General features: G+C 58.7%; 8 protein-coding genes. 5 read left to right on the top strand and 3 right to left on the bottom strand.

Translation table 11 applies throughout. The features are described from left to right. Positions 1–250 precede the first annotated feature (250 nt). Positions 251–2,827, top strand: coding sequence for a plasma-membrane proton-efflux P-type ATPase (locus E1297_RS30595; RefSeq protein ID WP_155144780.1), 2,577 nt, complete (start codon positions 251–253; stop codon positions 2,825–2,827). A gap of 179 nt (positions 2,828–3,006) precedes the next feature. Here the strand turns inward: E1297_RS30595 and E1297_RS30590 are convergent, their stop codons facing one another. After that, complete coding sequence (locus E1297_RS30590) at positions 3,007–3,372, bottom strand: hypothetical protein (protein ID WP_155144779.1); 366 nt, start codon at positions 3,370–3,372, stop codon at positions 3,007–3,009. A 335-nt stretch (positions 3,373–3,707) separates the two neighbouring features. Here E1297_RS30590 and E1297_RS30585 point away from each other — a divergent pair, with 335 nt between their 5' ends. The 4 genes from E1297_RS30585 (at position 3,708) to E1297_RS30570 (ending at position 10,615) form a co-directional block, all read left to right on the top strand. Further along, on the top strand, positions 3,708–4,259 hold the full coding sequence (locus tag E1297_RS30585; protein ID WP_155144778.1) for a PadR family transcriptional regulator: 552 nt from the start codon (positions 3,708–3,710) through the stop codon (positions 4,257–4,259). Between the two features lie 19 nt (positions 4,260–4,278). Continuing rightward, entirely contained in the window at positions 4,279–5,379 is a 1,101-nt protein-coding gene (locus E1297_RS30580; protein ID WP_155144777.1) for an efflux RND transporter periplasmic adaptor subunit, read from the top strand. Continuing rightward, positions 5,379–8,951, top strand: a complete 3,573-nt coding sequence (locus E1297_RS30575; RefSeq protein ID WP_155144852.1) for an efflux RND transporter permease subunit — start codon at positions 5,379–5,381, stop codon at positions 8,949–8,951. Before E1297_RS30580 ends, E1297_RS30575 begins: the two co-directional genes overlap by 1 nt. A gap of 188 nt (positions 8,952–9,139) precedes the next feature. After that, positions 9,140–10,615 carry an NCS1 family nucleobase:cation symporter-1 gene (locus E1297_RS30570; protein ID WP_155144776.1) on the top strand — a complete coding sequence of 492 codons (1,476 nt, stop codon included), beginning with the start codon at positions 9,140–9,142 and terminating at the stop codon, positions 10,613–10,615. Positions 10,616–10,622: 7 nt separating this feature from the next. Here E1297_RS30570 and pssA read toward each other — a convergent pair whose 3' ends face one another. Together pssA and E1297_RS30560 are read right to left on the bottom strand one after the other, a co-directional pair. Further along, positions 10,623–11,498 (bottom strand): CDP-diacylglycerol--serine O-phosphatidyltransferase, encoded by an 876-nt coding sequence (gene pssA / locus E1297_RS30565; RefSeq protein ID WP_368669750.1) that lies wholly within the window; start codon positions 11,496–11,498, stop codon positions 10,623–10,625. A 30-nt stretch (positions 11,499–11,528) separates the two neighbouring features. Next, the gene (locus E1297_RS30560; RefSeq protein WP_155144774.1) at positions 11,529–12,233 is read right to left on the bottom strand and encodes a phosphatidylserine decarboxylase; all 705 of its coding nucleotides are present in this window, start codon (positions 12,231–12,233) and stop codon (positions 11,529–11,531) included. Positions 12,234–12,332: the final 99 nt, after the last annotated feature.

The following is a 12,332-nucleotide window of genomic DNA, read 5'->3' as shown; positions in this document are numbered from 1 at the left end:
TGTGCCATCATCCCTTGGGAAAAATACTGCGACCATTCGCACGCAAAGCACGCCTTGATTGAAGCATCACAATCACTACGTCTGACCTGAAGACCAGCCCGCGACCATTTTGGATTTCCAACACCCTGGCGCACTCTTCACCAGCAATCCTTCGCGCCAGTATCCATATCGCATCGTCATTCATTCCGGTTTTGCGCCGCGAAATCCTTTGGTCCATACTGCCCGCACCAACCGGGCACGGGGAGATCGCATGACTACGACAAGTGCTGCATCCGACACATCCCAAAGTGAAGACCTAGAAACCATGGACGTCGCTGAAGCGATCAAAACGCTTGGCGCCAATACCGAAAACGGGCTCACCACAGCCGAAGTCAATCAGAGGCTGGAAAAATACGGTCCCAATGCCCTTCCCGAAAAACACGAGAGCCTGGCCCACAAGATCCTGAAGTATTTTGTTGGCCCGATCGCTTTCATGATTGAGGCAGCGGCCATCGTCTCCGCCTTTCTCGGCCGGTGGGACGATTTCATCATCATTTTTGCGCTTCTGGTTTTCAACGCAGGGCTGGAACTCTGGCAAGATCTGAAGGCATCCAATGCGCTGAAAGCACTTAAGGAAAGCCTCGCACCACACGCCACAGCACTCCGGGACGGCAGCTTCCAGCAAATAGACGCCGCGACACTTGTGCCCGGGGACGTTGTCCGGATCCGGCTCGGTGAAATCGTCCCGGCCGATCTCAGGCTCGTGTCGGGGGATTTCGCGTCGATTGACCAAGCCGCCCTTACCGGCGAATCCCTGCCCGTTTCGAAAAAAGTCGGCGACGAAGCCTATTCGGGGTCGGTGGTCAAGCAAGGGGTGATGGAAGGACTTGTGATCGCGACCGGCGGCAACACCTTCTTCGGAAGGACAGCCAAACTCGTAGCCGGAGCCGGAGCTGTCAGTCACGCCCAGCGCGCCATGTTCCAGATCGGAAACTTCCTGATCATGGTCGCGGTTGTGCTCGCACTGATCATGGTCGGGGTTCAGGTCTGGCGGGATATCGTCGTTGCCGACACCTGGGGCGTGGCCGATGCCCTCAACATCTTGCAGTTCGTTCTCATCCTGCTGGTCGCCTCGATCCCGGTGGCCATGCCGGCCGTGTTTTCGATCACCATGGCGCTGGGCGCACTCGCGCTCTCAAAAGAAAAGGCGATTGTCTCGAAACTGTCCTCGATCGAGGAAATGGCGGGCGTCGACATTCTGTGTTCGGACAAGACCGGCACATTGACCAAGAACATCCTGACACTGGGAGATCCCATCCTCCTCCAGGCGTCGGACCCGCAAGACGTAGTGCTTGCCGCAAGTCTTGCATCGGAGACCGAACACAGCGACGTCATCGACAGTGCCGTCATAGAGGCCCTCAAGGATCGCTCCACCCTGAAGCCATTCACCACCACCCAATACACACCTTTTGACCCGGTTTCGAAGCGCACACAGGCGACCGTAACCGACGCGGATGGAAATGTGATCATGGTGTCAAAGGGCGCTCCGCAAGCCATTGTCGACCTCGTGACCCCGGCCAAGGATATCGCAGACAAGGTCAACGAACATGTGGCCGAACTCGGCTCACGGGGGTATCGGGCTCTGGGCGTCGCCCGCTCCGCAGACCAGGGCAAGAGCTGGTACCTCCTCGGCATTCTTCCCATGTTTGACCCGCCGCGCGACGATTCCAAGGAAACCATCGAAAAGGTCCGCGCCCGGGGCGTTGCGGTCAAAATGGTGACAGGGGACGATACGGCCATTGCCCGCGAAACAGCGCGCCAGCTTGGGCTTGGGACGAATATTGTCCCTGCTGCGGAAGCGTTTCCCAAGGACATGGATCCGGATCACGTTCCGAAAAAAATCGCCGACGCCATCGAGGAAGCCGACGGTTTTGCCCGCGTGTTCCCGGAGCACAAATATGCAATCGTCAAGGCCCTGCAGCAGCGCGGCCATCTGGTTGCAATGACCGGCGACGGCGTAAACGATGCCCCCGCCCTCAAGCAGGCTGACTGCGGCACCGCGGTTTCAGGCGCGACCGATGCGGCGCGCGGAGCTGCCGCCCTGATCCTCACCGCTCCCGGTTTGTCGGTCATCGAAAACGCCATCGAGGAAGCCCGGCGGATCTTCGGGCGGATCACGTCCTACACGATCTACCGTGTGGCCCTGACCATGGACATCATGTTCCTGGTGGTGCTCTCGACAATTTTCCTTAATTTTCAGCCCCTCACAGCAATCATGATCGTGATCATGTCCCTTCTGGATGATGTGCCGATCATGACGATTGCCTATGACAACACCCCGGTCACCAGGGACCCGATCCGATGGCGGATGACCCGGTTGCTGACGGTCTCGGCCGTGCTCGGATTTGCCTCGATCGTACAATCCTTCGGATTGCTCCTGATCGGATTTACGGTAATGTCCGTTCCGGCTGCGCAGAATTTCTTCGGCCTGCACGATCAGTCCCACCTGCAAACGGTCATGTTCCTGCAGCTTGTGGCAGGTGGCCATTTGATGCTTCTGGTGACCCGCACGGAAAAGTGGTTCTTCGAAAAACCCTACCCGGCCCGGCCGCTATGGCTGGCCATCGTTTTGACCCAGGCTTTCGCAGTCCTCATGTGCGGCTTCGGCTGGATCGTGCCCAAGATTTCATGGATGACCATCGCCTGGATCTGGGTGTACCTGCTTGTCTGGCTCGTCATCCTGGGCGCCGTCCGGATTGCCATGGAAAGGTTGATGGACAATCAGTTGTCCCGCCGCGCAGAAGCCAAGAAAATAATGAATACGCCGCTCGGCGGAGGGATGAGCTGAGAGCCCGGATGCTTCACGGGCCTCGTAGCCACAATAATGTGCCGCAGATTACAGTGTGCGGCACATGAACAGAAGATAATAAGTTTCTGTTTTGTTAAATTAATTTACATCTCAAACATACCGCAAACAGAACGGCTCTTGACGTTCGCCGGTACCGGACACAAGAACCGGAAAGGTCATCACCGCTTCGGCCTGACCGCGATCGGCTGAAGGACGTGCGCGTTGACAGAATTCCCCGCCTGCAGTTTCTGCCGCAAACCACCTCCGGGGCGGCGATCATCGCTTGAGCCGAGCATCATGATCGCTGATCCCATGACGACCGATCCCAGCGTAATGACCAAGCCGGCGATCAGCATGAGAACAGGCAGGACCGGATTTTCAGAATTGAGGATCAAGACCCGCAAATTGCCGATATTCAAGACCAGCACGGCAACCGCGAAGGCCAGGGAAATAATAACCCCGATACCGCCGTTGACGGCCAGCAACCTGAGCAACGGATCCCGAGGCAGCCATTTAAGTTGCTGAAACTCTCTCAAATTGCCCATTTCTTCCCCCCTGCACCGATTTTGAAACGTGTGACTTCAATCTGGAACAATTTTCAGATCCGGCAAGCCGTCAAAAGCGCGCACTGACGACCCCCAATACACTCAAACGCACATCCCCATCATTACGGACCGGTAACATTTTGGCTTGATATATATCAAGTGAGTATATAGGATCGATATATAGCGACCTTGAAATGCTGGCGCTGGATGTCATCCGGCCATGCCCAGGGTCCGTAATTGATGCATTGATGCGACCGACATGGGAGGCTGCCGGAGATCCGATGCTATGAGGATCTGGTCGGTGCATCCCCCGAATGATGAACTGGAATACACGAATGAGCGTCCGCAGCCTGTGCCTGGCGATCCTGACCTTCGGCGATGCGACGGGGTACGAAATCCGAAAAGAATCGACAGAAGGCCGGTTCAGCTATTTCGACGATGCCAGCTACGGGTCGATCTATCCCGCACTTGCCCGGCTGGAAGCCGACGGCAAGGTGACCGTCCGGGAAGAGCAGCAGCACGGCAAGCCCGCACGCAAGGTCTATTCCATCACCGAAGCAGGCCGTGACGAGTTTCTCGCCTCGCTGTGTGAACCTCAGGCCCCCGACACGTTCAAGTCCCCCTTCCTGCTGATTGCGATGTATGCCTCGGACCTCGGTCCCGATGTGATCCGGCGCGCGCTTGACCGCCGCAAGCAACAGATTCTTGCGGAACTCGGTAAAATGCAGGAATTCGGATACGACGACCCCAGAACGGGCGAACGCTGGATCAACGAATACGGCATCGCCTGCATGAAACTCACCCTCGCCTATCTCGAAGAGCATGGCGACGATCTGATCAATATCGCAAAGGGGGCAGATAAAGCCGCTCCCGTCGCTGCCGAGTGAGAGAGAGCGGAGTAGCCAGATGCGTTTCAAGTTTTCATACATCCTCGCTGCCGGTCTCGCCGCCGGTGTCGGCGTCTGGATGTACAGTGGCTCCCTGGTCGTTGGCGGTGTCGGCGACAACGAAAATGCGACCCCGCCTCCCGCCGAGCGCGTGGCCGAGACCCAGAACGACATCTTTTCAGTCAAGGTAACCGAGCTGGTTGCCGAAGAGCGCCAGCCTGTTCTTGAAATTCGGGGCCGGACAGAAGCCGATGCGAAGATCCCCGTGCGGGCGGAAACAACGGATATCGTCGTTGAACGTCCGGTGCGTGAGGGAGAACATGTCGACGCCGGTGACATTTTATGCGTGCTCGATATTGGCCCGAGAGAGGCCAGGGTCCTGGAAGCCAAGGCCCACCTCGCACAGGCCGAACTTGACCATTCTGCGGCCTCACAGCTGGCAACAAGGGGCTTCACCGCCCAGACCCGAGCCGCTGCCACGCAGGCGCAGCTGGATGCAGCCAGGGCACGGCTCAAGGAGCAGGAAATCGAGCTGACACGGACCATTGTCCGCTCGCCGATTTCAGGGATCATTGAAAGCCCGATGGCCGACATCGGATCGCGGCTGCAGGAAGGTGAAATCTGCGCGACCGTGGTTGATCTGGATCCGATGCGCGCAATCGGCCAGGTGTCCGAAATCAATATCGGCCAGGTGTCCATCGGCATGCCGGCTGAAGTGGAACTCGTCACTGGCGAGAAACTGGAGGGCAAGGTCAACTACATCGCGCCTGCAGCCCACCCGGATACCCGCACTTTCCGGGTCGAAGTGGATTTCCCCAATCCAGACCATGCCGCCCGTGACGGCGTCACCGCAGCCACCCGCTTGCCCTTGCCCAAACAACAGGCACACAAGATCTCACCCGCATACCTGACCTTGAATGATGCCGGGCAGGTCGGGGTCCGCGCAGTCGACGAGAACGACGTGACCAAATTTCTTCCGGTCACGGTTCTGGGCGGCGAGGAAGACGGCATGTGGGTCGGCGGGCTTCCCGACAAGGTGACCGCGATCATCGTCGGGCAGGACTATGTCTCGGACGGCCAGAAAGTGGCCCCGGTTTTTGAAACCGTAGAGGTTCAATGATGTTGTCGATGCTTGAAGCGGTCCTGAGGCGGCCGAAAACGGTGTTCGTCCTGATGCTGGCGCTGATCGCAGCCGGCGTCATGTCCTATCTGTCGATCCCGAAGGAAGACAGCCCGGACATCGATGTTCCGATCTTCTACGTGTCCATATCACAGCAGGGCATTTCGCCGGAAGATTCAGAACGCCTGCTCGTGCGGCCGATGGAAAAGGAGCTGCGCGGGCTGGACGGCTTGAAAGAGATCACCGCCATTGCCTCGGAAGGTCATGCCGGGATCATCCTTGAGTTCGACATCTCCTTCAACAAGGACGAAGCGCTCGCGGATGTGCGCGACAAGGTCGATCAGGCCAAGGGCGAATTGCCCTCCGAAGCTGACGAGCCGACCATCACCGAGACCAATTTCGCGCTTGTGCCCGTGATGTGGGTGACCTTGTCGGGCAATGTGCCCGAACGCACACTGTACCAGCATGCCCGCCGCCTCAAGGACCAGATCGAGGCGATCGATACGGTCAGGTCGGCAGAACTGTCGGGACACCGCGAAGAGCTTCTGGAAATCCTGATAGATACCCAGAAGCTCGAAGCCTATTCGATCACCCAGGAAGAACTGTTCAACACGCTGACCGCCAACAACCAGCTGGTTCCTGCAGGCTTTCTTGACGGCGGCGCCGGCCGGTTCAACGTCAAGGTTCCGGGGCTGGTCGAAACAGCTGCCGACGTTTACTCCCTGCCGATCAAGCAGAGTGGTGAGGGCGTTGTGACCCTGTCGGACGTTGCCGAAATCCGGCGGACGTTCAAGGATTCGAACTCCTTCACACGGGTCAACGGCCAACCGGCGATCGCGCTGGAAGTGACCAAGCGTATCGGTTCCAACATCATTGAAAACAATGATGCCGTTCAGCATATCGTCACTGAGGCGACCAAGGACTGGCCGAAATCGATCCATGTCAACACGATGCTCGACATGTCGGCGAACATCTATGAAGTGCTTGGCTCGCTGCAATCCTCGATCCTGACCGCGATCTTCCTTGTTATGGTGCTCGTTCTGGCGGCCCTTGGCCTGCGATCCGCGCTGCTGGTTGGTCTTGCGATCCCGACCTCCTTCATGGTCGGTTTTCTGATCCTCGGGGGCATTGGGTACACCGTCAACACAATGGTGATGTTCGGCCTGGTGCTCACCGTCGGTCTGCTGGTCGACGGAGCCATCGTCATGACCGAATATGCCGACCGGAAAATCCATGAGGGCATGGAGGACAAGGAAGCCTATATCCGGGCCGCGAAACTGATGTTCTGGCCAATCGTGTCGTCCACTGCCACGACACTGGTCGCCTTCCTGCCGATGCTCCTGTGGCCGGGTGTTGCAGGCGAGTTCATGAGTTACCTGCCGATCATGGTGATTATCGTTCTGACCGCATCTCTGGTCACGGCGATGGTGTTCCTGCCCGTTACAGGCGGCATTTTGGCAGACGTATCGCATTGGCTCGACCGGCACGCCTCTGCTGTTCTTGCCATCGTCATTGGAGCAGTTACCGCGATTGCCGTAGCGAACGGGCCGTTCGTCCCCGCTGCCTTGTCAGGCACTGTTCCCGCCCAAGCACTCGGCACAATCGCGATAGCATTGGCTGTCGTCGCCTTTGCTGTTGCGGGACTTGCAGCGTTTTATATCCTGCGTCCCTTCGTGCGCTGGTCACAAGCCCGTGCCCGCAGGCGTGCAGAGACGGAGCGTGCCGAAGCCGCAGCTCTTTCGGGAGCGGAGTCATTTGACCCGAAAGAAGTCAAGGGCTTTACCGGGCTCTATGTCCGGGTGCTCCGTGTACTCGCCGGACATCCGCTCGGAACGGCAGCAACAGTTGCGTTGCTCGTCGGCGGGTGTTTTGCAATCGTCTCGGCCTTTATCGCAAACCCGACCGGTGTAGAGTTCTTTGTCGATGAAGAACCCGATCAGGCGGTGGTTCTGGTCTCAGGCCGGGGCAACCTTTCGGCCAGCGAATCCCTCGCTCTGGTCAAGGATGTCGAAGACATTGTGCTGACCATTCCGGGCATCGAGAACGTCGTCACGGTTGCGAATGCGCCGGGTGGCAGCGGCGGTGGCGGTCCGTCAATCGGTGGCATTCAGGACAAACCGGCCGACGTCATCGGGGAACTGCAACTGGAACTGGCCGACTTCTGTTGCCGCCGGGAAGCCAAGGAAATATTTGCCGAAATCCGTGAACGGACGGCACCATTGCCGGGCATCAAGGTCGAAACCCGCAAGATCGAGGGCGGACCACCGACCGGAAAGGACCTTCAGCTTGAACTGAAATCCACCGACTATGATGTTCTGGTCGAAAATGTAGCCCGGGTGCGCAATCACCTGAACCAGATGGACGGCCTTCTGGATCAGGAGGATGACCGTCCCCTGCCCGGCATCGAATGGCGGCTGGACATCGACCGGGAACAGGCAGGCCGGTATCAGGCGGATATCGCCTCCGTCGGCAACATGGTCCAGCTTGTGACCAATGGCGTGTTGATCGGCAAATACCGGCCGACAGACTCCGAAGACGAAGTCGATATCCGTGTCCGGCTTCCCGAAACCGAACGGACCGTTGACCGGTTCGACCAGCTGCGCCTGCAGACACCGCTTGGGCTTGTCCCGCTTGCGAATTTTGTCGACCGCACACCGGCGCAAAAGGTCTCGGAAATCACCCGCCGCGACGGTCTTTACTCGATGATGCTGAAGGCAAGCGTCGATCCGGCTTCGGGTGCAACGCCGGATGACAAGGTCCGGGAATTGCAGGACTGGCTCGACACTCAGGCGTGGCCGGACAATGTGTACATGCAATTCCGCGGTGCGGACGAGGACCAGAAGGAATCGGGCGCGTTCCTGATGCGGGCCATGTTTGCCTCCCTGTTCCTGATGTTCATCATCCTGCTGACCCAGTTCAACTCCTTCTACCAAACGTTCTTGACACTCCTGACCGTGGTCCTGTCGGTGTTTGGCGTGCTTTTGGGCATGTTGGTGACGGGTCAGATGTTCTCGATCATCATGACCGGAACAGGTATCGTGGCTTTGGCGGGGATTGTGGTCAACAACGCCATCGTCCTGATCGACACCTACAACCGTTTTCTCGAGGACGGTCTGGATCCTCTGGACGCCATCCTGAAAACCTCGGCGCAACGGATTCGCCCGATCCTGCTGACCACGATAACCACCATCGCCGGCCTGTTGCCAATGGCGACCAAGATCAACTTCGACTTCTTCAATCAGGTGACATCCTATGGCGGAACCGTCGCAGTTTGGTGGGTGCAGTTGTCGACGGCGATCATTTCCGGCCTCGCCTTCTCGACCATCCTGACCTTGATCGTCATCCCCGTGATGATCGCAGCGCCCAGTGTCTGGTCGCAGTTCTTCCGCAGGATATTCGGCCGTGACCGCCTGCGTGCCCCCGCAGCAGGTCCGGTTGGCGCCGGTGGTTTGGAGCAGGATGTGGCTGATACCAGCAGCGGTGAAAAACGTCCGGCGGCCCGGGTGGTATCCTTGCCAAAGAACACCGAATCAAGGCTGCCCCCACGTGATCTGCCACATGCAGCCGAATGATCACAGGGCACTCCAAAATCACAAACCGCCGGTTTTGCCGGCGGTTTTTTTTGCCGCCTGCCGGAGGATTGCCAACTATGTTAGGGTCTTGAACGGCCTTCCCCGGAACTTTTCTTGCCGCCCTTGCCCAATCCGGGACACACTCGAATTCAGGGAATCATCCGTCGCGCGAGGGAAAGGTCCAAAGCTTGAGCAACCGTTACACCGAGCGCAGCAGCGACACCTACGTTCCCGCAGATCCCCATCCGCGGCTTTACAATTACGATCTCGCCCCTGTGCCCGGCAGGGCGCGCCACTGGACCTGGGCTGCCTTGTTCAACACCTGGGCCAACGGCGCACAAAGTCTGCTTGGCTATACGCTCGCGGCATCGCTTTTCTTCAATTACGGGCTCAACGGATGGTGGGTCTTCACCGCAATCGTCCTGTCCGGGTTCATTGCCGCCTTCTTGATGAACCTGATCGGAGCGCCAAGCGTCCGGTACGGGATTCCCTTTCCGGTATTCGCACGCGCCAGCATGGGGGTTTACGGCGCAAATGTTCCGGCAATGATGCGCGGCGTAGTCGCCATTTTCTGGTACGGCGCACAAAGCTATGTCGGCTCGACTGCAATCCTGCTTCTGATCACCGGCCTGTTCGGTCCCGGCCCTCAGGCAACGTTCCTGGGTGTCACCGCTTTCGGCTGGGTCGCGCTGGTGATCGTCAGTGTGGTTCAGGTGATGTTGTTCTGGAAGGGAATGGAGTGGATCCGCCGGTTTTTAAATCTCGCCGGTCCGATCGTGTATCTCGTCATGCTGGTGCTGCTGGTCAGCCTTTGGGTCGCGGCAGGTCCGGGCTTTACCGATCATATCGGGCGCGCCTTTGAAGGCCGGGGCAGCCACCCGAACGGTCCCGTGGCTGCGTTTGTCACGGTCATGGGCATCATGATCGCGTTTTATGCACCCATAATCCTGAATTTTGGTGATTTTTCGCGCTTTGTGAAAAGCGAACGCCAGATGCGCCTGGGGAACCTGATCGGCCTGCCCTTCAACATGGCTCTTTTTGCGGCGATGTCATTATGTATCACTGCGGGGACGACCGCCGTTTTCGGCGAGCACCTGACAAATCCGGTCCAAGTCGTTCAAAGGGTCGACAACACGCTCCTGACGGTCGTTGCAGGGCTTACGTTCTTTGTCGCAACGGCTGGTATCAACGTCATCGCCAATTACGTCCCGCCTGCAAATGATCTGTCGAACCTGTGGCCGGGCCGGATCAGTTTTCGCACGGGCGGCCTGATTGCCGCCTGTGCAGCCTTTGTGGTCAGCGCCTTTTGGGTCAGCTTCATTTCCGAGTTCGGTATCAGCCGCTTCGTTAACACGCTCGGTGCTTTTCTCGCGCCCGCCTACGGCATCATCGTCGCCGACTACTATGTCGTGAAACGGCGCAAGGTCCTGGTCGAAGAACTTTACTCAGCGGCAAGGAACGGTCTTTACGCCTACTCAGGAGGCTATAATGGCCGCGCCCTGATAGCACTGGCCATCGGAGCGTGTTTTTCGATCCTGTCGGTCTGGTGGCCGGCGCTCGAGAGTCTGAGCGGCTTTGGCTGGATCCTCGGCGCGGTTCTGGGCGGCCTTGTCTACTGGCTTCTGGTCCGGCTTGGAACGCGTTCAGACCGCCGCGCCATTTGACCCCAAGTCAGCTATGGTCGTCCTTGTCGCGGTCACCGAGATGATCGAGATCGGTATCCTCGCAATCGCCATCATCGTCCGCGCCCTGCAACACGGCATCAGCTGCGAGATGTTTGCGATGCGACCGCCAGGCAAACGGAATCGTTGCCAGATAGAGCGCGCTGCCAATCGTCAACATGCGAAGCGGATAGCTGACCACAAGAGCCACGAGCAGAACAGCCACGAGGATCAACGGCAGCACCAGGTCGCGCCGGACGCGATTGCCCAGTGTCTTGCCCGAAAAGGTCGGCAGCCGGCTGATCATCAGGAAGGCGATCACGACGGTATAGGCGGCAACCGGAAGCGCGACTTCCGGCGCATCAGGCAAGAGACCGAGAAATTCCAGATAGAGCGGCATCAGTACCGTCAGCGCTCCGGCCGGAGCCGGAACGCCGGTAAAGAACTTCGCCGCCCAGACGGGTTTCAACGGGTCATGCAGCGCCACATTGAACCGTGCGAGCCGCAAGGAAGCGGAGATCGCAAAGATCAGCGCAGCAATCCAGCCGATAGACCCCGCTTCATTCAAAGCCCAGACATAGAGCATCAGGGCCGGTGTCACGCCGAAATTGACAAAATCGGCCAGGGAATCCAGTTCCGCGCCGAATTTTGACGTGCCTTTCAGCAAGCGCGCGACACGGCCGTCCAGCGCATCCAGAACAGCTGCCACCAGAACAGCCCCGATCGCAAATTCCCAGCGCCCTTCGAACGCCATGCGAATCGCGGTAAGGCCGGAACACAGAGCGAGCAGCGTCACCATGTTCGGCAGGATCAACCGGATGGGCACCTGCCGGAACCTGGGGTCGCGGCGCGGCGGGACTGTCTGTTGATCCCCCTCCGGGGTAATGCCGTCTGGATGCTTGGTCACCATCGTTCCTCAGCTTGCCCGTGTGAGCGGCCCGGTACCTTCAGCACCCGGCGTCAGATCCGCCAGCACGGTTTCGCCAGCAATCATGCTCTGTCCGAGCGCCACCCGCGGCGCAGCACCATTCGGGAAATAGACATCGAGCCGCGATCCGAACCGGATCAACCCGAACCGGTCACCCGCTCCCAGGTTTTCCCCCTCACGGACGAAACAGACAATGCGCCGCGCCACAAGACCGGCGATCTGGACGACACCGATCTTCGTGTGTTCGGTCTCGATCACGAGGCCATTACGTTCGTTATGCTCGCTCGCCTTGTCGAGTTCGGCATTCAGGAACTTGCCGGCACGATACGCGACCCGCGTCACCTTGCCTGCCATCGGCGCACGGTTCACGTGGCAATTGAAGACATTCATGAAGATCGAAATGCGCAACACCGGCTCTGTGCCAAGTTCCAGCTCCTGCGGCGGGCGTGCCGGGCCGATATGGCTCACAACACCATCTGCGGGCGAGACGACAATTCCCTCCTGCACAGGCGTTACCCGCTTGGGGTCTCGGAAAAAGTAGCAAATCCAGCCGGTAAAGATCAGGCCGATCCAGAACAGCGGATCGACGAAATAGCCGACCACGAGGGTTGCAACCAGAGAAATGGCAATAAACGGCCAGCCTTCCCGGTGCACCGGGACAAAGGCCTTGGTTACGGAATCAACAAGCGACATCAACACGTCCTTCGCGACAGCGGGCCCGCCGGAAACCGAACTGGCTTCGGCTTCGAAACGGCAACCCCGGCAAAACCTCTCTTGAACCGGGTCTTCTAG

Source organism: Roseibium sp. RKSG952 (assembly GCF_009711355.1).
The sequence above is the reverse complement of the archived record's forward strand: the minus strand, read 5'-3'. Positions and strand labels throughout refer to the sequence as shown.